19 protein-coding genes and 2 rRNA genes (1 of these 21 cut by a window edge) are annotated in these 23,968 nt (G+C 56.7%); 13 read left to right on the forward strand and 8 right to left on the reverse strand.

What is annotated here, in order from left to right:
• The 3 genes from I6L40_RS02780 to tcdA form a co-directional block, all read left to right on the forward strand.
• A 23S ribosomal RNA gene (locus I6L40_RS02780) occupies positions 1 to 2,013 on the forward strand (it extends 877 nt beyond the left edge of the window).
• An 81-nt stretch (positions 2,014 to 2,094) separates the two neighbouring features.
• Positions 2,095 to 2,209 (forward strand): 5S ribosomal RNA (gene rrf / locus I6L40_RS02785).
• A 193-nt stretch (positions 2,210 to 2,402) separates the two neighbouring features.
• On the forward strand, positions 2,403 to 3,239 hold the full coding sequence (gene tcdA, locus I6L40_RS02790; protein ID WP_071913869.1) for a tRNA cyclic N6-threonylcarbamoyladenosine(37) synthase TcdA: 837 nt from the start codon (positions 2,403 to 2,405) through the stop codon (positions 3,237 to 3,239).
• Between the two features lie 21 nt (positions 3,240 to 3,260).
• Here the strand turns inward: tcdA and I6L40_RS02795 are convergent, their stop codons facing one another.
• Entirely contained in the window at positions 3,261 to 3,695 is a 435-nt protein-coding gene (locus I6L40_RS02795; protein WP_071913872.1) for a SufE family protein, read from the reverse strand.
• A gap of 13 nt (positions 3,696 to 3,708) precedes the next feature.
• Entirely contained in the window at positions 3,709 to 4,929 is a 1,221-nt protein-coding gene (locus tag I6L40_RS02800) for a cysteine desulfurase (protein WP_071913874.1), read from the reverse strand.
• Between the two features lie 181 nt (positions 4,930 to 5,110).
• Here I6L40_RS02800 and rep point away from each other — a divergent pair, with 181 nt between their 5' ends.
• Positions 5,111 to 7,123, forward strand: a complete 2,013-nt coding sequence (gene rep, locus I6L40_RS02805; RefSeq protein WP_071913876.1) for a DNA helicase Rep — start codon at positions 5,111 to 5,113, stop codon at positions 7,121 to 7,123.
• Positions 7,124 to 7,125: 2 nt separating this feature from the next.
• On the opposite strand, the gene I6L40_RS02810 is transcribed toward rep, so the two are convergent.
• The 5 genes from I6L40_RS02810 to I6L40_RS02830 all read right to left on the reverse strand — a co-directional run bounded on the left by I6L40_RS02810 (position 7,126) and on the right by I6L40_RS02830 (position 13,184).
• The gene (locus tag I6L40_RS02810; RefSeq protein WP_071913878.1) at positions 7,126 to 9,402 is read right to left on the reverse strand and encodes a bifunctional diguanylate cyclase/phosphodiesterase; all 2,277 of its coding nucleotides are present in this window, start codon (positions 9,400 to 9,402) and stop codon (positions 7,126 to 7,128) included.
• A 90-nt stretch (positions 9,403 to 9,492) separates the two neighbouring features.
• Entirely contained in the window at positions 9,493 to 9,948 is a 456-nt protein-coding gene (locus I6L40_RS02815) for a cytochrome c5 family protein (RefSeq protein ID WP_041209812.1), read from the reverse strand.
• Positions 9,949 to 10,144: 196 nt separating this feature from the next.
• On the reverse strand, positions 10,145 to 11,173 hold the full coding sequence (gene tdh / locus I6L40_RS02820; protein WP_071913880.1) for an L-threonine 3-dehydrogenase: 1,029 nt from the start codon (positions 11,171 to 11,173) through the stop codon (positions 10,145 to 10,147).
• Positions 11,174 to 11,233: 60 nt separating this feature from the next.
• Positions 11,234 to 12,424: a glycine C-acetyltransferase gene (locus I6L40_RS02825; RefSeq protein ID WP_071913883.1), complete on the reverse strand. Its 1,191-nt coding sequence runs from the start codon at positions 12,422 to 12,424 to the stop codon at positions 11,234 to 11,236.
• Positions 12,425 to 12,539: 115 nt separating this feature from the next.
• Entirely contained in the window at positions 12,540 to 13,184 is a 645-nt protein-coding gene (locus I6L40_RS02830) for a TetR/AcrR family transcriptional regulator (RefSeq protein ID WP_071913885.1), read from the reverse strand.
• Positions 13,185 to 13,341: 157 nt separating this feature from the next.
• Here I6L40_RS02830 and rfaD point away from each other — a divergent pair, with 157 nt between their 5' ends.
• The 5 genes from rfaD to I6L40_RS02855 all read left to right on the forward strand — a co-directional run bounded on the left by rfaD (position 13,342) and on the right by I6L40_RS02855 (position 19,819).
• Complete coding sequence (rfaD, locus tag I6L40_RS02835) at positions 13,342 to 14,295, forward strand: ADP-glyceromanno-heptose 6-epimerase (RefSeq protein WP_042029589.1); 954 nt, start codon at positions 13,342 to 13,344, stop codon at positions 14,293 to 14,295.
• Positions 14,296 to 14,403: 108 nt separating this feature from the next.
• Positions 14,404 to 16,164 (forward strand): polysaccharide deacetylase family protein, encoded by a 1,761-nt coding sequence (locus I6L40_RS02840; RefSeq protein WP_071913887.1) that lies wholly within the window; start codon positions 14,404 to 14,406, stop codon positions 16,162 to 16,164.
• 15 nt (positions 16,165 to 16,179) lie between these two features.
• Positions 16,180 to 17,403: an O-antigen ligase gene (locus I6L40_RS02845; RefSeq protein WP_216994955.1), complete on the forward strand. Its 1,224-nt coding sequence runs from the start codon at positions 16,180 to 16,182 to the stop codon at positions 17,401 to 17,403.
• Positions 17,387 to 18,484, forward strand: coding sequence for a glycosyltransferase family 9 protein (locus I6L40_RS02850; RefSeq protein WP_071913891.1), 1,098 nt, complete (start codon positions 17,387 to 17,389; stop codon positions 18,482 to 18,484). The genes I6L40_RS02845 and I6L40_RS02850 overlap by 17 nt, the downstream gene beginning before the upstream one ends.
• A 135-nt stretch (positions 18,485 to 18,619) precedes the next feature.
• Entirely contained in the window at positions 18,620 to 19,819 is a 1,200-nt protein-coding gene (locus I6L40_RS02855; RefSeq protein WP_216995403.1) for a 3-deoxy-D-manno-octulosonic acid transferase, read from the forward strand.
• Positions 19,820 to 19,863: 44 nt separating this feature from the next.
• On the opposite strand, the gene I6L40_RS02860 is transcribed toward I6L40_RS02855, so the two are convergent.
• Positions 19,864 to 20,403, reverse strand: a complete 540-nt coding sequence (locus tag I6L40_RS02860; protein WP_216994956.1) for a hypothetical protein — start codon at positions 20,401 to 20,403, stop codon at positions 19,864 to 19,866.
• A gap of 205 nt (positions 20,404 to 20,608) precedes the next feature.
• On the opposite strand from I6L40_RS02860, the gene I6L40_RS02865 reads away from it, so the two are divergent.
• The 4 genes from I6L40_RS02865 to I6L40_RS02880 all read left to right on the forward strand — a co-directional run bounded on the left by I6L40_RS02865 (position 20,609) and on the right by I6L40_RS02880 (position 23,855).
• On the forward strand, positions 20,609 to 21,388 hold the full coding sequence (locus tag I6L40_RS02865) for an ABC transporter substrate-binding protein (RefSeq protein ID WP_254204072.1): 780 nt from the start codon (positions 20,609 to 20,611) through the stop codon (positions 21,386 to 21,388).
• Positions 21,389 to 21,462: 74 nt separating this feature from the next.
• A complete protein-coding gene (locus I6L40_RS02870; RefSeq protein ID WP_041209800.1) occupies positions 21,463 to 22,284 on the forward strand; it encodes an AraC family transcriptional regulator in 822 nt (273 codons plus the stop codon).
• 40 nt (positions 22,285 to 22,324) lie between these two features.
• The gene (locus I6L40_RS02875) at positions 22,325 to 22,960 is read left to right on the forward strand and encodes a LysE family translocator (protein ID WP_216994957.1); all 636 of its coding nucleotides are present in this window, start codon (positions 22,325 to 22,327) and stop codon (positions 22,958 to 22,960) included.
• Positions 22,961 to 23,189: 229 nt separating this feature from the next.
• The gene (locus tag I6L40_RS02880; protein WP_216994958.1) at positions 23,190 to 23,855 is read left to right on the forward strand and encodes a DUF3313 domain-containing protein; all 666 of its coding nucleotides are present in this window, start codon (positions 23,190 to 23,192) and stop codon (positions 23,853 to 23,855) included.
• Positions 23,856 to 23,968 lie beyond the last annotated feature (113 nt).

The raw sequence follows: 23,968 nt of genomic DNA on the forward strand, positions 1-23,968 counted from the left end.
CCGACTTACCAACCCCATGCAAACTCCGAATACCAGTAAGTACTATCCGGGAGACACACGGCGGGTGCTAACGTCCGTCGTGAAGAGGGAAACAACCCAGACCGCCGGCTAAGGTCCCAAAGTTCTGGTTAAGTGGGAAACGATGTGGGAAGGCTCAGACAGCTAGGATGTTGGCTTAGAAGCAGCCATCATTTAAAGAAAGCGTAATAGCTCACTAGTCGAGTCGGCCTGCGCGGAAGATGTAACGGGGCTCAAACCAGGCACCGAAGCCGCGGATTCACACTTATGTGTGAGTGGTAGGGGAGCGTTCTGTAAGTCTGCGAAGGTGTATCGAGAGGTATGCTGGAGATATCAGAAGTGCGAATGCTGACGTAAGTAACGATAAAGGGGGTGAAAAGCCTCCTCGCCGGAAGACCAAGGGTTCCTGTCCAACGTTAATCGGGGCAGGGTGAGTCGACCCCTAAGGCGAGGCCGAAAGGCGTAGTCGATGGGAAGCAGGTTAATATTCCTGCACGACTTGTAATTGCGATGGGGGGACGGAGAAGGCTAGGTGGGCCAGGCGACGGTTGTCCTGGTGAAAGTGCGTAGGCGGTACCTTTAGGTAAATCCGGAGGTGCAACGCTGAGACACGAGACGAACGCACTACGGTGCGGAAGCCATTGATGCCCTGCTTCCAGGAAAAGCCTCTAAGCTTCAGATTACAAGTCATCGTACCCCAAACCGACACAGGTGGTCGGGTAGAGAATACCAAGGCGCTTGAGAGAACTCGGGTGAAGGAACTAGGCAAAATAGTACCGTAACTTCGGGAGAAGGTACGCTCTTGTTGGTGAAGTCCCTTGCGGATGGAGCTGGCGGGAGTCGCAGTGACCAGATGGCTGGGACTGTTTATCAAAAACACAGCACTCTGCAAACACGAAAGTGGACGTATAGGGTGTGACACCTGCCCGGTGCCGGAAGGTTAATTGATGGGGTTAGCGCAAGCGAAGCTCTTGATCGAAGCCCCGGTAAACGGCGGCCGTAACTATAACGGTCCTAAGGTAGCGAAATTCCTTGTCGGGTAAGTTCCGACCTGCACGAATGGTGTAACCATGGCCATGCTGTCTCCACCCGAGACTCAGTGAAATCGAATTCGCCGTGAAGATGCGGTGTACCCGCGGCTAGACGGAAAGACCCCGTGAACCTTTACTACAGCTTGGCACTGAACATTGAACCTACATGTGTAGGATAGGTGGGAGGCTTTGAAGGCGTGACGCCAGTTGCGCTGGAGCCGTCCTTGAAATACCACCCTTGTATGTTTGATGTTCTAACGCAGGCCCATGAATCTGGGCCGCGGACAGTGCCTGGTGGGTAGTTTGACTGGGGCGGTCTCCTCCCAAAGAGTAACGGAGGAGCACGAAGGTTGGCTAATCCTGGTCGGACATCAGGAGGTTAGTGCAATGGCATAAGCCAGCTTAACTGCGAGACGGACAGGTCGAGCAGGTACGAAAGTAGGTCATAGTGATCCGGTGGTTCTGAATGGAAGGGCCATCGCTCAACGGATAAAAGGTACTCCGGGGATAACAGGCTGATACCGCCCAAGAGTTCATATCGACGGCGGTGTTTGGCACCTCGATGTCGGCTCATCACATCCTGGGGCTGAAGTCGGTCCCAAGGGTATGGCTGTTCGCCATTTAAAGTGGTACGCGAGCTGGGTTCAGAACGTCGTGAGACAGTTCGGTCCCTATCTGCCGTGGGCGTTGGATGATTGAAGGGAGTTGCTCCTAGTACGAGAGGACCGGAGTGAACGAACCTCTGGTGTTCGGGTTGTCACGCCAGTGGCACTGCCCGGTAGCTAAGTTCGGAATCGATAACCGCTGAAAGCATCTAAGCGGGAAGCGAGCCCTGAGATGAGTCATCCCTGACCCCTTGAGGGTCCTAAAGGGCCGTTGGAGACCACAACGTTGATAGGTGGGGTGTGTAAGCGCGGCGACGTGTTGAGCTAACCCATACTAATTACCCGTGAGGCTTAACCATACAACACCCAAGAAGTGTTCTAAGGCTTGTAGCAAATACGAACGAATTACTTACGTCAGCTTTCTCAGATTGAAGATTTTGCCTGGCGGCAATAGCGCCGTGGAACCACCTGATCCCATGCCGAACTCAGAAGTGAAACGCGGTAGCGCCGATGGTAGTGTGGCATTCGCCATGCGAGAGTAGGACACTGCCAGGCACCCAATTTAAGAACCCCGCTCATCGAGCGGGGTTTTTTATTGCCTGAAAATCAGCAAATCGCCTGATAATTGACCGATCATTCTCTCTTCTCCGCCGTTTTCTCTGTTTTTCCTCCCCGATTTTCTCCGGTTATGCCATCGCCGCTGGCTGTGCTTGTCGCTATAATGGCCGCCCTCAAGCAAGGTGGTGGTATGAAAGCAGAATATCTACAGCGATTCGGGGGCATTGCCCGTCTTTATGGTCAGAGCGCACTGCGTTCCTTTAGCCAGGCCAAGGTCTGTGTGGTGGGTATCGGTGGCGTGGGCTCCTGGGCAGCAGAGGCGCTGGCCCGCGCTGGTATCAACCAGATCACCCTGATCGACATGGACGATATCTGCATCACCAACACCAATCGCCAGATCCACGCCATGCAGGGTACGGTTGGTCGCCTCAAAACCGAGGTGATGGCCGAGCGTATTCGCGCCATCAATCCTGATTGCGAAGTGATCGAGGTGGACGATTTCGTCACCGCTGATAACCTGGCCGAGCATATCAAGCGGGAGTTTGACTATGTGGTGGATGCCATCGATTCGGTCAAGGCCAAGGTGGCGCTGATTGCCTTCTGCAAGCGCAACAAGATCCCGGTGATTGTGGCGGGTGGTGCTGGCGGGCAGATGGATCCGACCCAGATCACTGTGGCCGATCTGGCCAAGACTATTCAAGACCCGTTGGCGGCCAAGGTGCGCTCCGATCTGCGCCGATTGCACAACTTCAGCAAGAATCCGGCGCGCAAATTCGGGGTGGAGTGTGTCTTCTCAACCGAGCAGCTGAGCTATCCGGATGGCAATGGTGGCACCTGTCAGGCCAAGGCGGCCAGCGATGGCACCATGAAGATGGATTGCGCCTCCGGCTTTGGCGCCGTGACGCCGGTGACGGCAACCTTTGGACTGGTTGCCGCATCCCGGGTATTAAAGAAGATTGCCGAGCGGGGGGCCCGCGCCGAGAAAGAGGCCGGGAATGAAGAAGTAGGGTCGATTGGCGAAGCCTAATCGACCTCTGCACAAAGCGGGTTAGACAGCCTGCTCCCGGATCGCCAGCACGATCGCTCTGAGCCCGTTACCTCGTGACGGGCTCAAGTGTTTCTCAAGCCCCAGTTCGGTAAAATATCCCTCCATATCAAAAGCCTGGATCGCCGCAGACGATTGGTGGTTGAGCGCTGCCAGTACGATGACGATAAGGCCCCGCACGATGCGGGCATCGGAATCACAGGCAAAATGCCAGCAGCCATCCTCGCTTTGTTCTCCCTTCAGCCAGGCCTGGCTTTCACACCCCTTGAGGCGGGACTCCTCCTGCTGCCATTCGCTGGGTAGCTCCGGCAGCTGTTTACCGAGCTGGATGATGAGCCGGTACTGGTTCTCCCAGCCGTGAGCGGCGGCAAACTGCTGGCGGATGGTGTCGGCGTTGGGCTCAAGGCCAATCTGGGTATAGCTTGCGAGGTCACTCATTCGGTTATCTGCCTTAGAAGAAGTCACTGAGTTTGTGCAGGGCGGCCAGCAGAGCGTCGACATCATCCCGATTGTTGTAGCAGGCCAGCGAGGCGCGCATGGTGCCGCCGATCCCGAGGGATTCCATCAGTGGCATGGCGCAGTGATGGCCGACTCGCAGGGCGATACCCTGCATGTCGAGCAGGGTAGCAGCATCTTGCGGGTGGATGTCGTCGAGCAAGAAAGAGACAGCACCGGCGCGTTGGCCGGGTTCGCCGACCAGACGCAACCCCGGCACCTGTTGCAGGCCAGCTACCAGATAGTCGGTCAGTGCCTGCTCATGTTGGGCGAGCCATTGCCGATCTTGCGCCATCACAAAGTCGATGGCGGCGGCGAGGCCGATAGCGCCAGCAATATGGGGGGTGCCCGCCTCGAATTTGAAAGGCAGGGTATTGAAGGTGGTGCCGCTGAAACTGACCCGATCGATCATCTCGCCACCGGCTTGCCAGGGCGGCATCCGCTCCAATAGCTCGGTGCGGCCCCACAACACACCGATGCCGGTCGGGCCATAGAGCTTGTGGCCGGAGAAGGCGTAGAAGTCGCAACCGATAGCTTGCATATCCACCTCGAGATGAGCCACCGCTTGGGCACCGTCGATCAACGTCACGGCGCCAACCGCTTTGGCGGCCGCCACTATCTCTTTGACCGGATTGACGGTACCGAGGGCATTTGAGACGTGGGCCACGCTTACCAGCCGGGTGCGTGGCCCCAACATGGCGTGATAGGCGGCCAGATCGAGATCGCACCGCTCATCGAGGGGAATAATCCGGATGACTGCGCCGGTACGCTGGGCGACCAGCTGCCACGGGACGATATTGGCGTGGTGCTCCAGCGTGCTGAGGATGATTTCGTCCCCTGCCTTGAGCTCGCTCATCCCCCAGCTCTGGGCCACCAGATTGATCGCTTCCGTGGTGCCGCGGGTCCAGATCACCTCTTGGCTGCGGGGTGTATTGATAAAGCGGGCGACCGTCTCGCGGGCAGTTTCGAAGGCGCGGGTCGCGCGGCCACTCAGGGCGTGGGCGGCACGGTGCACGTTGGCGTTGTCGACCCCATAGTAGTGAGCGATGGCATCCAGTACAGCGTGCGGCTTCTGGGTAGTGGCGGCGTTGTCCAGATAGACCAGAGGGTGGCTGTTTACCTCCTGCGTCAAGGCCGGAAACTGGCTGCGCAGCTGGTCGTGCTGTTGCTGATTCATGCTCCCCTCATCATCTGGAAAAAGTCATCATCTCGAAAGGTCGGCCATGATCCTGAAAATAGCGCCCGAACACAAGGCGCGATAAGCCCGATTGGCGGTTGCCTGCCGTGCAGCAGGTACGGCTCGTCGGGTGATTTCTGGTACAATGCCGCCCCTCATCATAAGCCAAGAGATCCGGCCCATGAAGCTCAACCCCAATCAGAACGAAGCGGTCAAGTATGTCTCCGGCCCTTGCCTGGTGCTGGCGGGTGCCGGATCGGGCAAGACCCGCGTCATCACCAACAAGATTGCCTATCTGGTGCAGCAGTGCGGCTACAGTGCGCGCAACATCGCTGCGGTCACCTTTACCAACAAGGCGGCGCGGGAGATGAAGGAGCGGGTCGGCCAGACCCTGGGTCGCAAGGAAGCGCGGGGGCTGATGGTCTCCACCTTCCATACCCTAGGGCTCGATATCATTCGTCGGGAGCACAAGAGCCTGAATCTCAAGGCGAACTTCTCCCTGTTTGACGACACCGACCAGCTGGCGCTGCTGAAAGAATTGACTGAAGACGAGCTCGACAACGACAAGGACAAGCTCTCGGCCCTCATTACCCAGATCTCCAACTGGAAGAACGATCTTATCCTGCCCGCCCGCGCCATGCGTATTGCTCGCGGGCCGGAAGAGGTGTTGATGGCCCAGCTCTACGAGCGTTATCACCGCCAGATGGTGGCCTATAACGCGCTGGATTTTGACGACCTCATCGTGATGCCGACCCTGCTGCTCAAGAGCAATCAGGAGGTGCGTGAGCGTTGGCAGAACAAGATCCGCTACCTGCTGGTCGACGAGTATCAGGACACCAACACCAGCCAGTACGAGCTGGTGAAGCAGATCGTCGGCGAGCGCGCCCGCTTCACCGTGGTGGGGGACGATGACCAGTCCATCTACTCCTGGCGCGGCGCCAAGCCGCAGAACCTGGTGCTGCTGAACGAAGACTTTCCGAATCTGCGGCTCATCAAACTGGAGCAGAACTACCGTTCCAAGGGGCGCATCCTCAAGTGCGCCAACATCCTGATTGCCAACAACCCCCATGTGTTCGACAAGGCGCTCTTCTCCGAGCTCGATTACGGGGTGCCGGTCAAGGTGCTGTTTGCCAAGAACGAGGAGCACGAGGCGGAGCGCATCGCCGCCGAAATGATGGGCCACAAATTTATGAACCGCACCCGGTTCAAAGATTACGCCATCCTCTATCGGGGCAACCATCAGTCGCGCATCTTCGAGAAGGCGCTGATGACCAACCGGATTCCCTATCGCATCTCCGGCGGCACCTCGTTTTTCTCCCGCACCGAAATCAAGGACATCATGGCCTATCTCAAGCTGCTGGTGAATCCGGATGAGGACACCGCCTTCCTGCGGGTGGTCAACCTGCCGCGCCGCGAGATTGGCCCCACTACCCTCGAAAAGCTTGGCCAATACGCCAATCAGCGCGGCAAGAGCCTGTTTGCCGCCAGCTTCGAGCTGGGGCTGGAACAGCACCTCTCCGGGCGTGGCCTCGTGGCCCTGCAGGCATTCACCAACTGGTTGGTACGCCTTGGCGATGAGGCGTTGCGCGGCAATCCAGTGGAGGCGGTGCGGGACATGATCAAGGAGATCCACTACGAAGAGTGGCTCTACGAGACCTCGCCCAGCCCGAAAGCAGCCGAGATGCGGATGCAGAACGTCTCTACCCTCTATCGCTGGATCACCGAGATGTTGGAGGGGGATGAGCTGGAGGAGTCGATGACGCTGGCACAGGTGGTCACTCGCCTCACCCTGCGTGACATGATGGAGCGCAACGAGGGGGAGGATGACGCTGATCAGGTGCAGTTGATGACGCTGCACGCCTCCAAGGGGCTGGAGTTTCCCTATGTCTACATGGTGGGGATGGAAGAGGGCTTGCTGCCCCACCAGACCAGCATCGATGAAGATAATGTCGAGGAGGAGCGGCGTCTCGCCTATGTGGGCATTACCCGGGCCCAGACCGAGCTGACCTTTACTCTTTGCAAGGAGCGGCGTCAGTACGGCGAGTCGGTGCGTCCGGAGCCGAGCCGCTTCCTGCTGGAGCTGCCACAGGATGATCTGGAGTGGGAAAACCAGAAGAAGGTGACGGCCGAGGAGCGCCAGCAGAAGGGGCAGATGGCGGTGGCCAATCTGCGAGCCATGTTCAAGAAGGATTAACCCTAAAGGCTGGCCGGGGTAAGCAGCGGGACTATGTCGGTGCCTGGCATGGGCGGTGAGATATAACGCCCCTGTCCCATCCGGCAGCCAATATCGATTAGCTTCTGCAATTGCTGCTGGTTCTCTATGCCTTCCACTACAAGGGTGTAATCCAGATCCTGACAGATGTCGCGCATGGCGCGGATTAGCGCGAGGTCTTTGGGGGACTGCAACATGCGCTGGGTAAAGCTGTCATCCACCTTGATGTAGTCCACCGGGAAGTGGAACAGAGCGTTGAGGGAGGAGAAGCCGGTCCCAAAATCGTCGAGGCTGATCTGGATGCCCTTGGCGCGTAGCTCGTGCAGCGAGGCCAGGGCATCGGAATCCTGCCGTGACAGCTCCCGCTCGTTGAATTCAAATATCAGGTAGCTGGGGGAGACCCCCTCCTCTTCCAGGATGGTTATCAGCCGCATGATATGGTCGTGGTTGACCAGATGCTTACCGGAGAGATTGATAGCCACCTTGAATTTGCTCTGTCCCGACAGTGGCAACCAGTTTTTCAGCTGCTGGCAGGTGTGGCGCAGGATCTGGTAATCCAGATCGAGAATAAGGCCGCACTGTTCCGCCAGCGGGATGAAATCAAAGGCATCTTTCAGCACACCTTCTTCCGTCAGCCAGCGAGCCATCACCTCAAGGCCGGTCAGTCGGCTGTCCTGCAGTCGGATCACAGGCTGGAAGTAGGGGACGATACGCCCTTCGCGCAGTGCTCTGGCCAGCATCTCTTCCGGCGAGTTCCAGTTCTGGTTGATGCAATCCTCCGAGTAGCTGACGATGCGGCTTCGGCCATTGCGCTTGGCCTGATACATGGCGAGATCGGCCTGATGAAGCAACTGGCTTATATCCGTTGTTTGTTCGGATGCGATGGAGACGCCCAGGCTGACGGTGATGCTCAGCTCGTTGCCGAGCAGCCTGAAAGGGTAGGAGAGCCGGCTGATGATCCGGTTCAAAACCGGGCTGATGTCGTCATCGTTCTTGCTGCTGTCCAGATAGATGACGAACTCGTCTCCCCCCAGTCTTGCTACCAGATCATTTTGCCGAATGCAGGTTTGCAGGCGGCGGCTTATCTCCTTGAGCAACTGATCCCCGGCGCTGTGGCCCAGGGTATCGTTGATCTGCTTGAAGTGATCCACATCGATAAAAATCACGGCAAACCCGGGCGATTTGTAGCGGTTGTAGTGGGTCATTGCGTGGTTGAGGTGATTCATCAGCAAAGCCCGGTTGGGCAGCTGGGTTAGAGGGTCGTGCAGGGCGTCAAATTGCAGTCTGCGTTCCAGCTCCTGATGCTGTTTGAGCTGCTTTTGCAATCTGAGGTTGGTCTGGCGCAGCTGCTGGAGGCGCTGGTTGATGGAGTCTTCGGTATTGATGTCGTTAAGCTGCTGACGGATCCGCTTCAGCTCAAGCAGCAGCGTGAGCTGGCCACGCAAAAAGTCGAGGAAGAGTTTGTCATCTGCCTCCAATGGGGTGGACGTGCTGATGATGAAATGAGCGAAATACTGTTGTTGCAGGCGCAGCGGCATGCTGTGCCAGAACAGCGACTCTTTGCTGACCTCGATATTGCTGGTGCTATGACACAGACCGCTGATGAATTCATCGCTCTGATGCGGGGTCGCTGGGTAGACCTTTTCCAGCTTGTGAGTATTGAGCCTGACCAGCAGCATGTCCTCAATAGCCAGCATCTGGCGCAGCACAGCTTCCAGCTGGGAGAAGAGCGCTTGACTGGGAAGGGTATTGGCCAGTCGCATGATGCGGCTGATGCTCTCGATTTTCTTCTGCCAGTTGGGGTCTTTGCGGATCAGTGGAGAGGGGGGCTCTGCCAGATGGGAGCCTGCCTGGGTTTCGGTCAGCCGTTTGGCCAGACATTCGAGCAGCAGGCGCAGGGTCGGGAGATCTGTTGGTGTGCTGCGTGCCAGCAACCACTGTACCTGGCCATGTTCGATAGGAAAAACGCACCAGCCATCGGCCTCATCCAGCTGGGTCAGTTGATCGGTGATCCGGGACTGTTCCCGTCCCAGTTGCTGTTTGAACGAGTCACTGATCTTGTGGGCATATACCCAGTTCAATCCGGTATCGGAGAGGCCAAGCATGCCAAAATGTTGCAGAGGGCAGAGTTGGTCAATCTGCTGGATCAGGGCGTTGTAGTTGTCGGTCGTTGCTGTGTGTGGCGCGGGAAAGTCCATAATGGCCGAGACCAACGCCAGCAGAGGAGTTGAATAGTGGGATTCGATGGATTGGGACGACATGAGATGAGCAACTCCCGAGTATGTCTACCATACAAGAGTAGCTGGAAGGCGATAGATTGAAAGGGCCGCATATGCGGCCCTTTCAAATACTTAGAGCTTGTCGATCATGTAGTGGATGGCGTTCTCAATCTCTTCGTCACTACACGTTGCGCAGGTGCCGCGCGGGGGCATCATGCCGGATTTGCCGGTAAAGCCACCAATGGCATGCTTCTTGAGCGTTTCAATGCCCTGGGCGATACGGGGCTCCCAAGCCGCTTTGTCGCCACGTTTGGGCGCGCCGGCTGCACCGGTGTCGTGACAGGCGAAGCAGGCGCCCTTGAACACGGTTTCGCCATCGCGCGGGCCGGAAGAAGCGGCTGCCGCAGGCGCTGCGCCCGCACCGGCAATACCTTCCAGATCCTTGGCGGTATAGACCTGACCGACCGGTTTGATCCGTTCGGCAATGGCATCCGGTGACATATCGTCAGCAGCAAATGCTGCTCCGGACAGGCTGACAGCGGTCATACCGACAGCCAGCAGATAGCTCAGTTTTTTCAGCACGCTCATATACTCCCAGCACTCTCTTATTATCCCTGTGAACCGGACGGATTATAACCGAATAGTTACAGCCATTTAAACGCTTGTGTGTGAAGTGTTAAACACTCTGCAAGTAAACTTTTGGCCCGTATCACGCTGTCTGACGATGTGCTTCTGAAAAAGAAACCCGGCGGATGCCGGGTTTTAACAAGTTAAGGGCAACAGGTTATTTATCCCAGCTCAGAATCACCTTGCCGGAGTGGCCGGAGCGCATGGCATCAAAGCCTTGCTGGAACTCGTCGATGTGGAAGCGGTGGGTGATGATGGGGGAGAGATCCAGTCCTGACTGGATCAGGCTGGCCATCTTGTACCAGGTTTCGAACATCTCGCGGCCATAGATCCCTTTGATAAACAGCCCCTTGAAGATCACCTTGTTCCAGTCGATGGCCATGGTCGAGGGGGGGATGCCGAGCATGGCGATCTTGCCGCCATGGTTCATCTTGTCGAGCATTTCCTGGAAGGCGCTCGGTACGCCGGACATCTCCAGCCCCACGTCAAACCCTTCCGTCATTCCCAGCTCGCTCATCACGTCGGCGAGCTTCTCCTTGCCGATGTTGACGGTACGGGTGGCGCCCATCTTGCGTGCCAGTTCCAGCCGGTATTCGTTGACGTCGGTGATCACCACGTGGCGGGCACCAACATGACGGCAGACGGCGGCAGCCATGATGCCGATAGGGCCGGCACCGGTGATGAGTACATCTTCACCCACCAGATCGAAGGAGAGGGCAGTATGCACTGCATTGCCAAACGGGTCGAAAATGGCGGCCAGTTCGTCCGGGATGTTGTCCGGCAGCTTGAAGGCATTGAAGGCGGGGATCACCAGATATTCGGCGAAGGCCCCGGGCCGGTTGACGCCCACCCCCGTGGTGTTGCGACAGAGGTGGGTGCGGCCGGCGCGGCAGTTGCGGCAGTGGCCACAGGTGATGTGGCCTTCACCGGAAACGCGATCACCGATGGCGAAGCCTCGAACTTCTTGGCCGATAGCGACGACTTCGCCGACATATTCGTGGCCTACCACCATAGGAACCGGAATGGTCTTCTGCGACCACTCATCCCAGTTGTAGATATGGATGTCGGTGCCGCAGATGGCGGTTTTGCGAATTTTGATCAGCAGGTCGTTGTGGCCCAGCTCCGGTGTGGGAACGTCGGTCATCCAGATGCCGATCTCGGGCTTGAGTTTGGACAGGGCTTTCATGGCGGATCCTTTGCTATGAATGCAGAAAGAAGGGAGGGGCACAGGGCCCCTCGATGCAAATCAGATGATGGCGAGTTCGCGGCCAATGCGGATGAAGGCGTCGATCGCCTTGTCCAGCTGCTCGCGGGTGTGAGCGGCGGACATCTGGGTACGAATGCGCGCCTGACCTTTCGGCACTACCGGGAAGGAGAAACCTACCACGTAGATACCGGCCGCCAGCATGCGGCTGGCCATCTCGGCAGCCAGCTTGGCATCGCCCAGCATCACCGGAATGATGGCGTGATCGGCCCCAGCCAGGGTAAAGCCGGCAGCACTCATGCGCTCGCGGAAATAGCGGCTGTTCTCTTGCAGGCGGGCGCGCAGGTCGTGACCTTCGGCCAGCATGTCGATCACCTTGATGGTGGCTGCAACGATGGAGGGGGCCAGCGAGTTGGAGAAGAGGTAGGGGCGGGAGCGCTGGCGCAGCCAGTCGATCACCTCTTTCTTGCCCGAGGTATAACCGCCGGAGGCGCCACCGAGCGCCTTGCCCAGAGTGCCGGTGATGATATCGACCCGATCCATCACACCGCAATATTCGTGGGTGCCACGACCGTTTTCACCGATAAAGCCGACGGCGTGGGAGTCATCCACCATCACCAGCGCATCGTATTTGTCGGCCAGATCGCAGATAGATTTGAGGTCGGCGATAACGCCATCCATGGAGAAGACGCCATCGGTGGCGATCAGCTTGAAGCGGGCGCCATCGGCGTCAGCCTGTTTCAGCTGGGCTTCCAGCTCGGCCATGTCGTTGTTGGCGTAGCGATAACGCTTGGCCTTGCACAGGCGCACACCATCGATGATGGAGGCGTGGTTGAGTGCATCGGAGATGATAGCGTCTTCGGCGCCGAGCAGGGTCTCGAACAGACCTCCGTTGGCATCGAAGCAGGAGGAGTAGAGGATGGTGTCTTCAGTGCCCAGGAAGGCAGACATCTTCTGCTCCAGCTCCTTGTGCTGATCCTGGGTGCCACAGATGAAGCGAACCGAGGCCATGCCGAAGCCGTGGCTGTCGAGGCCTTGATGGGCAGCGGCGATCAGATCCGGGTGGTTGGCCAATCCCAGATAGTTGTTGGCACAGAAGTTCAGTACCTGCTCCCCACCCACGGCGATGCTTGCCTGCTGGGCGGAGGTGATGATGCGTTCCTGCTTGTACAACCCTTCAGCTTGCACCTGATGCAGTTGCTCGGTCAGGTGACGATAGAATCCGTTAGACATCCTCGATCCTTATTGGCTATTTCAGCTGAGTATCAACAGAGGGCCACATTTTACTTCAGTTTGTTGCGGTTAATTCAAATTATTGTTCTGCAATTAAACAATTGTGAAACAGATCTCACCCGGCTGGTTGGGCCAGTTGGCGGTAGTGTTGCTCCAGCTGCCGGATCTGTTCGGCGACTTGCGGTTGCACGTAGGGGCGCAGTAGAAACAGCACCTTCAGCACTCCCTGATAGAGCAGTGGCTTGGTGATGCGGGTATTGGGTGCCTGGGCAATCTGGAACGGGATCCAGCAGGTGACCACCATCTTGATGGTCTGACCGAGATCCGGCAGGTCTTCATCGCTGACATCGATAATGCCCCCTTCGCGCAGGCTCTTGAGCAGGGTCACGACCGAGGCTCTCATCTGCTCCTGCGCCTTGAGGTATTTCTGCTGCAGTGGCTCGTCCCGGCTCAGGATGTCCGGCAGGTTGGCGTAGAAGAAGCGGAACTGCCACATCAGATAGAAGATGGCATCCAGATAGCCCATCAAATCCTGCAGGGTGATTTCACGGTTGCGGGTCGGGATGAAGCTTTCGCTCAGGTGGCGGGCATACTGATCGAAGATGGAGTGGATGATGTCCTCTTTATTACGGAAGTGGTAATAGAGGTTGCCCGGACTGATGCCCATGTGCGCCGCAATATGGTTGGTGGTGATGTTACGCTCACCCTGATCGTTGAACAGCTCGGTGGCGCTGTGAATGATCCTGTCTCTGGTCTTCATCACTCATTCCTCCAACGGGTTCCGTCCGGGGCAAATGGAACAAGGTCGAATCCCCAGACTGCCCGTGATAAACTTTTCGGCAATTTCAAATTGGCTCACTATACACAGCTTTAACAAGCAGTCACATGTAGCCATCAACGTACGAGAGGCAAACTCCATGATCGTAGTAACTGGCGGTGCTGGCTTTATCGGCAGCAATCTGGTCAAGCAGCTGAACGCTCAAGGACGGACCGATATCGTGGTCATTGATGACCTGACCGACGGCACCAAGTTCGTCAATCTGGTCGATCTGACCATCGCTGACTACATGGACAAAGACGAGTTCCAGGCGCGTATCGTTTCCGGCGACGAATTCGAAGAGTGGGACGGCATTGAGGTTATCTTCCACGAAGGTGCCTGCTCGGCGACGACCGAGTGGAACGGCAAGTTCATCATGGAGGTCAACTACGAGTACTCCAAGGACCTGTTCCACTACTGCATCGAGCGTGAAATTCCCTTCATTTACGCCTCTTCTGCCGCCACTTACGGCGGTCGCAACGACAACTTCATTGAAGATCCCAAGTTCGAGCAGCCGCTCAACGTCTATGGCTACTCCAAGCAGCTGTTCGACCAGTACGTGCGCCGCTGGATGCCGGAGATCAACTCTCAGGTCGTTGGTCTCAAGTACTTCAACGTCTACGGCCCGCGCGAGCAGCACAAAGGCTCCATGGCCTCTGTTGCCTTCCACCTCAATACCCAGGTGAAGAAGGGCGAGAATCCCAAGCTGTTCGAAGGTTGCGACGGTTTCCCCAACGGTGGTCAGATGCGTGACTTCATCTATATCGACGACGTCTGCAAGGTAAACCTGTGGTTCTGGCAGAACCCGCAGCACTCCGGCATCTTCAACTGTGGTACCGGTCGCGCCGAGCCGTTCCAGAACGTGGCCGAAGCGGTGATCAAGCATCATCAGAAGGGTTCTATCGAATACATCCCCTTCCCGGATCACCTCAAGGGTCGCTACCAGAGCTTTACCCAGGCCGACATGACCAAGCTGCGCAACGCAGGTTATGACGCCGAGTTCAAGACTGTGGCCGAAGGGGTTGCAGATTACATGGCGTGGCTCAACCGCTAACGGGTGAGTTTTACACTGCCTATGTAGACAAGCCGGAAGCAGGCCATACCTGTTTCCGGCTCTGTTGTTTGTCACTGTTTTTCTCAGTTTCTACCGGGTAACCACGCAATGAACATATTGATGGCACTCTCCCAGCTCGAAGTGACGGGCGCCGAGGTTTATGCCACCACGGTCGGCAACGAACTGACCCGGCGTGGTCACAACGTCTTTTATGTGTCGGATACGCTGACCAAGCCAACCCTTGGTCCCGTCTTCAAGCTTCGATTCAACAAGCGCAGTATCCTGCGCCGTTTCTGGCACGTCTTTTACCTTATCTATCTGATCAAGAAGCACCATATCCAGTTGGTACATGCTCACTCCCGTGCCTCCGGCTGGAGCAGCTATGTCGCTTGCAAACTGACCGGTACCCCGATGATCACCACGGTACATGGCCGCCAGCCGGTACACGCATCCCGCAAAGCGTTCCATGCCCTTGGGTTCAGGGCGGTTGCCGTTTGCGAGGACATCGCCCGGCAGATCATCGACAACCTTGGCGTGGATCCCGCCATTGTGCAGGTGCTGCGCAACGGTATCGAAACCGACAAGTTCCAGTCCGTGCCGGCGCCGGATAATGACAAGCCGGTGATCGCCATCATTGGCCGCTTGAGTGGTCCCAAAGGGGAACTCTGCTACCGCTTGCTCGATGAAGTGCTCGATCTGGAGACCTGCAAGGTGCGGGTTGTCAGCGGTACCCGCGTGCCCGAGCGTTTTGCCCGTTTTCAGGATCGTGCCGAGTTTGTCGGTTATGTCGATGATGTGCCTGCTCTGCTGGCGGGTTGCGACCTGGTCATTGGTGCCGGTCGGGTAGCCATGGAAGCGCTGCTCTGCGGCCGGCCCGCCTTCGCTATCGGCGAAGCCAAGGCAATTGGTCTGGTGACTGAACAGAATCTGGATGAAGCGCTGGCCAGCAACTTCGGCGATATCGGTCCCAAGGATCTGGCTATCGATTTTGCTGCGCTGAAGGGCGAAATCAAATCCGCCCTGGCCAGCAAGGTGGTGCCGGAAGCCATTCGCCAGCGGATTCAGGACGAGTACGGCTTGCAGGGGGTAGTATCCGGCCTCGAAACCATCTATCAGGATGCTGTGGTTGAAACCCTGTGCCGCGAGATGCCGGTCATCATGTACCACCGTTTTATCGAACACGAGAGCGAGAAAGGGGTGCACGGTACCTGGATGCCGATCACCATGTTCGAGAAGCATCTGCGCCTGATGAAGTGGCTCGGCTACGAGACCCTGACTTTCCGCGATCTGGCGGACAAAGGCTTTATCCACCGTCTGCAATACGGCAAGAAGTACCTGATGATCACCGCCGATGACGGCTATCAGGACAATTTGACCCGCATGTTGCCACTGCTGGAAAAATATGGTTACAAAGCAGTGGTGTACGTGGTGACTGGCGAAGGTTATAACCGTTGGGATGTGGAGCATCCGACCAATCCCGATACATCTGTTCCCCTGATGAATGGCGAGCAGGTCAAGGCATTGGCGGCGAGTGGCCATGTGGAGATTGGGGGTCACACCCTGACCCATCCTCGTCTGAGCAAACTCCCGCCAGAGCAACAAGCCCATGAAATTCAGGAAAACAAACGCCAGCTGGAGGCCTTGCTTGGCCAGCCGCTGCTCTCGTTTGCCTATCCTTACGGAGACATCAACGACAGTGCCAAGGAGCAGGCCATCGCCGCAGGGTATCGTTTTGCGGTTGCCACCAACAGTGGCCCCAAAGCGATGCACCAGGACCCCTACCAGATCCGCCGGATCGCCATCTTCCCCCGCACGGATGTGTTTGGGCTGTGGCGCAAAATCCGCGGGAATTATATGTTCAGAAAATAAACAGAGCAAAGTGATATGAATTTTCAAAAGATAGAGAAAATATTACTCTATATTTTTTCGGTAAGTATATTTGTCAGTAAGCCAGCGATTACTATATCTACGGCATTATTGGTTTTGTTCTTTATCTACCGTTGTATTGTTGATGAAAGTTATTATGGCGAATTAAAAGGTGATAAGGTTATTTTTAGTGCGGTTTTTTTATTTTTAATTGGAGTGTTGTCAAGGGTATTATCTCCTGGATATATTGGTGATGTAGGCTATTTTTTTTACAAGGGACTTTTCCTATTGGCATTTCCCGCGCTAGTATTGGCTCTGCGTGATAAAGAAAGCAGAAAAATGGCCTTAATTTTATCAATGTCAGGTTTTGCGATATCAGTATTCTGGTCATTTGTGCAAGCTTTCATATTACAGGAAGGTGGGTGGAGTGGACAAAGAGTCGCTGGATTATGGGATGTGCTGCGCTGGACTGAAATTACAACCTTTGTTTTCATTTTCTTGTTAGCGAAAATTTCTGATGAAGTAGTTTTATCTAAAAAACTTATGCTCGGCATATGTATGGCATTGACATTTATTAGCTTGATTCTTTCCGGTGGTAGATCTGGTTGGATCGCTGTGATAATTGTTTCAGCTATCTATATGTTGTTTTTCAATAGAAAATACTTGGTAGTTTTCGTTGTGTTGTTCAGTGCATTCACTTTTTCTATTTATAAAATACAACCAGAAAAAATAGAAGTAGTTATCAATCGAGCGTTGTCTGTGACTGAAACGACAGAGCGTGATTACTCAAACTATAGTAGATTATTGATGTGGAAAAATGGTCTAAAATGGATTTCTTTTAATGCGTCAGAAGAACCTATGCAATTTTTATTTGGCATTGGATTTAAAAACTTCGAAAAAGAATATGTTTCATACTTGGACTCTGAATCTGAAGTTGGTTCTAAAAAATTAATTGAGCAGACATTGGGAAATTATTCGCTTCGTGATTTACATAACGCATATATAGATTCAGGGAATAAAATGGGTGTGTTGTATACAGTGATTTTTTATTTTTTCATCGTGTATATAGCCTGGTCTTTTATCCAGAGTGGAAAGGCATTTCCAGGAGTTGGGCTGGTCAGTTCGTTTCTTATTATGGGCATGTTTTATGCGAATTATATTGAATATCAAACATCGATGCTATTCTTTTTAATCGCAATGTTCTATTCCGAGAGTAAAGGGCTTAATGTCATACATAAATAACCTGCAACTGGCGCGCGATGTATTGCGTCGCCGGTTGGGTCGCTGGTTGTTTGACCGGGCGCGCAGTCGTCCGGCTGACGATGGCAGTGGCAAGGTGGTGCTGCTTCGTTGGGATGCCAAGCTGGGTGATGCCATCGTCTCCTCCTGGGTTGCACGGGAGATTCGCCGGGTCCAGCCCAGGCGGGAAGTGTGGGTTGTGACGACCCGAGCCATGGCTCCGCTATTTCGCGATCATCTGGGAGCAGATCGGGTCATCGAGGTGCCCAAGCGCCCGGGTTATGGTGAGCTCAAGGCGCTTGCCCACTCTCTGGGGCGGGTCGGATATCTGGTTCATCTTGGCAAGTCACTGAAGATGAAAGATATCTACTTTTTGAATCAGGTCGATGCCTGCCACATTGCGGGCATGGATGATGCGCTGGCTTCCATTGATATCAAGCTTGGCGAACGCACGGCCGGACGCCACTTTGCCGACAAGTTTGCGGCGCTGCTGGACAGCATGGGGATTCGCGACCCCGATACCCGATATGTGATCCCCCATAGTCCCGAGTGGGAGCAAAATCTGGCAGCATGGTGGCCTGCCGCGCAACAGGTGATCGCTTTCAACCCGTATGGCAGCGGTGGCGCCCGCCGTCTGCGACCGGAGATGATTGCCCGCATGCTGGAGCTGATGCTGGCCCATTGCCAGCAACCCCTCTGCCTGCTTTTCCCGCCAGGGATGGAGCAGGAGGTCGCCACATTGCGCGATAAAGCCAGCGAGCCAGCACGGATCCTGCTGTCGCCAGAGGCACCATCGCTCGGCGGGCTCTTTACCCAGCTGCGTCACTCGGTTGCTTTGGTGTCGGTAGATACCGCCACCGTGCATATTGCGGCGGGGCTGAACTTGCCGATCCTGGGACTCTATAACCCGGATCTGGGCGGGGGAGGTGAAAACTACGCTGAGTGGCACCCCAATACCCGGGATGCCATGACGCTTTTTTCCAAGTCACTGACCAGTCAGGATATCAATTCGCTGGATATGAACGAGTTCGAGCAGACCTTCGTCAGATGGATTGCCTCGATGAATTGCAAGAACCCTACATAACAGGAGCCACAGGGATTGAACGAATTACAAAAGAGGAGCGGATCCAAAGGGTTGTTTTATCTGGGCCTTGGCGGGGGGCTGCTGATCTCCCTGATTTTCTTCCAGTTGCAACTCCTCACCGGCGATCAGACCCAGATGCTCTACAAGGGTTACCTAGGGGCTTATGAGGGGGTCTGGCTCAGCTATGGCAATGCGGCGAGTGCGGTGGGCAATGTGCCGGGCAGCTTGTCGGCCTGGCTGATCGGTGGGCCGCTGCTGCTGTGGGATTCTCCCTATGCCCCCATGGTGTTGCTGCTGGCGATGCGCTTGGTCGGATTCCTGCTGTTTGATGCTGTGATCCGTCAGGTGTTTGATGACAGGGTGCGCCTGCTGTTTCTGGTGCTCTGCTGGCTCAACCCCTGGTTCCAGTACGAGAGCCTGCTCTACAACCCCTCCTATCTGTTTCTCTTCTCGGCCATGCACTGCTGGTCGGCTTGGCATATGCGCGAGCGAGCCTCCTTCTGGCACATGATCGTGCACCTGCTGGCTATCGGCATGGCGATGCAGCTGCACTACTCCTGGCCGCTGCTGGCGGTGATGTCCACCTATCTCTTCTGGCGCCGCATTCTCAAGGTGAGCTGGAGCGGGGTGGTGGTGGCAGCCCTGTTGATCGGTGCCTCCCTGATCCCTTACGCGATGGAAGTGATGAGCAATAGCCACATCACCCAGAACGTCGATCCCGAGGCTCGTCAGCGCTATATCGGCTGGGGGCTGGTGCATGTCTATCCGGTGCTGAAATCAGTGCTCTACTGGCTGCGCTACGGCTCCTGGCTGTTTGCCAGCAAGCTGGTCAACGACACCCAGTTTATCTGGCTGGCGGGGCACGAATACCTGCAGATGGCAGCGATCTGGGTGTGGCGCATCGTGATTTACGGCGTGGGTTCCGCAACTGTGTTGCTGGCGGCCAAGGCCAACTGGCAGCTGTGGCGGGAACTCAAGCCGCGTCTGCTGCGCAGCGACCGTGCGCCAGTAGATGGCGAGAGCTGGCTCGGCCTCTATGCACTGGCGGCGGTGCTGGCGGTACTGGTGAGTGCGGCCCTGTCGCCCATCATCTTCAACTACTGGCACCTGATGCTGATCTTCCCCTACGCCCTGTTCCCGATCCTGCTGCTGCTGGTGCGCTGGAGCCGTCGTTACCCGCAGTGGGTTGGCAAGGGGCTGCTGGCGGCCGCCCTGTTCTGCACCGCAGTCAACCTGATTGCGGCGAGCGACAGCACCAAGTTCTCCTATCAGGCTGACTACAAGCTGCAGGTGCAGGAGTATCTGCAGGAGATGAAGCTGCAACCCGGGCAGTAACTCTCGTCAACAGCCTGCCCCCTAGCTGGGGCAGGCTGTCGTTATTACTCGAAACGGTCCATATGGGCGAAGTTCTTGGCTTCGGCAACCCAGCCCTCACGTCCTTGCTGGTCACGAATTTTTACCCACCATTGGCTTTTCGGTGTGGCGCCATATTTGATCTGGGGGCGCTCGTAGTCATAGTCCAGCGTGTAAGTCTTGCCCTTGTACCAGAACCGCATCGCCCCTTCCCCTAGGCTGACCAGGGTATAGAGCTGCTCACCCGCTTTCAGGCTAAGCAACGGGCCCTCACCCTTGTCGTTATAGCCGAGCTTGACCGGTTTCAGAATCTTGACTGTCCCGGCCTTTTCGACGATGACCACGCCGGTCAGTCCCTCGACCTTTTTACCACGCGGTACCTTGAACAGAGCTTTGGCGGTCCAAGAGGGCTTGGCTCTGGCAATCACTTCCTGCTTGGTTGTCCACTGTTGATAGGTACACCCTTCAAACGGGCAACTGCCCCAGTCGTAGTAAGGCACGGACAGTTGTTCACTGGCGCTTGCAGTTGCAGCAAAAAAGGATAAAGCAATCAGTAATAGTCTCATAAAAGTACCACTTAAGAGATGGGCGTGAATTTTGAAGGCAATATACGCAATGATAAAAAACCTATCAAAACAAAGGGTTTATTGATTTTTATCGCAATAGAACCGGCTGGTGATATCCGGCGGCAAGTTGGGGGCAAGGGGGGAGATAGCCCGCCCTACTGCCTTGTGCCATGCTGATGGCTATCAGGGTATCGGGTCGGCACTTATGGGCATTTCTCTTTCAGGTATGCGTTTGCTGTCAGTGCTCTCGGCACTTGTTCTTCCCTCTATCATGTTCAACCCATCTGTCGCGGCCAGTGCGCCCCTGCGGGGATGTGTTTTCCAGCTGGCTCCACTGGTTTCCATCGATCCGCAGGGCAAGGTCTCCGGGCCGGTGATCGACTATTTCAGACTTCATGTAGAGCCCGTGCTGGGGCGGCCGATCGCATGGCAGGGTCTCAATGTCGCGCGCTTGCTCAGTAATCTAGAAAGTGGTGAATGCGAACTGACGCCGTTGTTGAGCTATACCCCCGAGCGGGCAAAGCATATCCACTATGTCGAGCCTTATCTGTTGTTGCTGCGGCCTGTGCTGGTGGTGCTGGCGCCATCACTGTTGCGGTCGGTCGAGCGGCAGGAGGATCTCTTCGGCGCCGCGATTGGCTGGTCGAGTCAGGCGATCGTGCCGCCATTGCTGCAGCATCCTCAGATCCGGATTGATGCTCTCTCCCAGCGTAACTGGGAGCATGGCAACATGCAGAAGTTGGTGCGTGGGCGGATCGATGCCGCACTCTTTTCCAACGATATCTCGGCCAACTACTTTCGGGCCCAGCAGTCGGTGGCGACCCGCCTCATCTATCTGCCGGTTACCCCGCTGGAAGTGCACATGGCGCTGGCCAAAACGTTGGCGGCGCGGCAGCCCGCGTTGGCGCAGGCGTTGCAACATGTGTTCGAGCAGCACCCCCTCGTCTCGCTGGTGGATCCGCCGTCTCGTTTGGGGGGTCGTTGAGCCTGCTGCAACCACGCGGCCGGAATGCAATAATCTACAAGCTCTTCTGCTTGCTTGCGGTGTATCTATAGCCCATGAGTACTACTGATTCCCTTATCCGCTACTGGCAATCCCCGCACCTGCCGGGGGTCGAGCTGTCACACTCCCATCATCGGGCGTTCAGCTACGGCCGCCATGTCCATCTCGACTACCATATCGGGCTGGTGCAGCGCGGTGGCCAGAAGTTTATCCACAAGGGAAACAGCCACACCCTGGTGCGCGGCGAGCTGTCGACCGTCAACCCGGACGAGGTGCACGACGGCCTCAGCCTGCTGCCGGAAGGGTACGAAGTGCGGGTCTTTGCCATCGATCCGCAGCAGCTCTCCCTCTGGCTGCCCGATCAGCCGGAGCCCTTCTTCGACAAGGGGTTGCAGAGCCGCCCCGACCTCTATCAGGGCTTTGCCCAGTTGCACAGCTACCTCGACAATCCGCAGGCTGATGGCCTGCTGATCGAGGGGCAGCTGCTCGCCCTGCTCGGGGAGCTGCTGCAACTGGCGCCCGAAGTACACCAGCTGGCCGATCCCCAGCTGCGCTATCTGCGCGACTATCTGCTGGCCCGGCTCGACGAGCCTCACTCGCTGGAGGAGCTGGCGGGGCTGGTCGGGCTCGATCGCTTCGCCTTTCTGCGCCAGTTCAAGAAGCGCAGCGGCATGACGCCCTACGCCTGGCTCAAGCGGCTGCGGCTGGAGCAGGGCAAGCGGTTGCTGGCGAGCGGCATGGCGGTGAGCGAGGTGGCGCTGGCGGTCGGTTTCTTCGACCAGAGCCACTTCCACCACGGTTTTCGCCAGGCTTTTGGCCTGACCCCCGCCGAATTTCGTGCCCAGATGCAATCTTTTACAAGCCGGACTCCCCGCTGATCCGCCATGCTGGCGGCATATCACTTTTTTGAGAGTTGCTATGCTGACCAGTCTTTTCCTTACCCTTGGCCTTATGCACCTGATCGGGCTGGCCAGCCCCGGCCCCGATTTTGCCCTGATCCTGCGTACCAGCCTGCACCGGCCGACCGCCCTTGGCGCCGCGCTTGGCATCTCGCTCGCTATCATGGTGCACGCCACCCTGAGCCTGACCGGCATCAGTATGCTGATCGCCAACAACCCCATGCTGTTTATGGTGATCAAGTGCGGCGGCGCCCTCTATCTGGGCTGGCTGGGCTGGGGCGCCCTGATGGCTGCTCGCCAGCAGAGCAGTACCGTGATGCAGAGCGCCGCCAACGAGCTATCCGGTTGGGGCAAGGGCGTGCGCGCCGGTATCGCCACCAACCTGCTCAACCCCAAGGCGCTGGTGTTCTTTATCGGCATGCTGGCGGCCATGGTGTCACCAGAGGTGGATGGAGTGACCCGCAGCCTGCTGGTGGTCGAGCTCTTTATCATCTCGGTCTGCTGGTTCGGCATGCTGGCCTGGAGCCTCTCCACCTCCCGCGCCCAGCAGTTGCTGCAACGGGTGCAGCGGCCACTCAATCTGGTCACCGGCGTGTTGTTTGCGACGGTGAGCCTCTCCATTCTGGCCAGCATGGGCGTCGAGCTTATCGCCTGACAGAGAGGAGGTGGGGGATTCGTCCCCCATCTCCGAGCACCGATTGTGGACATTTCCCCCATTTCCGTATGACAACTTGGATGGCGCCTGAACATTCGGTAGATGGCGCTTGTGAGAGAGGGGGGAAATAGGGTATTTCTCTGGGTGAATCGGAGGCAACCAGCACGGGATCGCCCGCCGTGTGGAGCAAAATCCACAGCAAAAACAATCGGTCAATGCAGGAGCAAATATGAAAAAGGTCGTGATGGTTGCCATGGCGGCGGCCCTTCTGGGCGGCTGCGCCGTAAAAAATCAGGTCTCCTACAGCTTGCAGTCGCTGCAAACTGTCCCCTTCAGCGCCTTCCAGCCGAGCGAGAGCAACCCCAATCAGCGGGTCTACAAGGAGCCTGGCGTTGATCTGCGCCAATACAATGAGGTGCTGCTCGATCCGCTCCAGTTTATCCGGCAGGAGAATGGCCAGTGGTATCTGCTGACCGCCAACGAACAGAACCAGATTGGCCGCTACTACCACGACAAGTTCCAGAGCGAGCTGATCAAGCATGGCGTCAAGATTGCCACCGCCCCCGGCCCGAAAGTGATGCGGATCCAGGCTGCCGTCACCAACTTCGACCTGACCCGCCCCGACCCGAAACTGCGTGACCTGATGCCGGCCAAAATCGCCATCAACGTCACCCGCGAAGTGATTGGCAAGGAGCCCTACCTGCTCAAGGTGGGCAGCATGGCCCAGCTGCTCGACTCCCAGAGCGGCAAGCTGCTGGTGCGGGTGATGGATGCCCGCGAGACCCCGGATACGACTCACAAGGATTCGCCCATCACCGCCGAGGAGATGGAGAAGATGATCGACCAGTGGGCGGCCAATCGCGCCAAACAGCTGGCCGACAATCTTGGCAAGTAAGCTCGGCAAGTAAGCGCCGACATCATCGAGAGGGGAGCCAGCGGCGCCCTCTTTTTTGGCCCGCTGGCGGGCTGCCGCCATGGCTCGCAGTCCTTGCCAGTCGGGCGATCAGC

This window comes from Aeromonas sp. FDAARGOS 1410, assembly GCF_019048745.1.
GTDB classification, from domain to species: Bacteria; Pseudomonadota; Gammaproteobacteria; order Enterobacterales; family Aeromonadaceae; genus Aeromonas; species Aeromonas jandaei.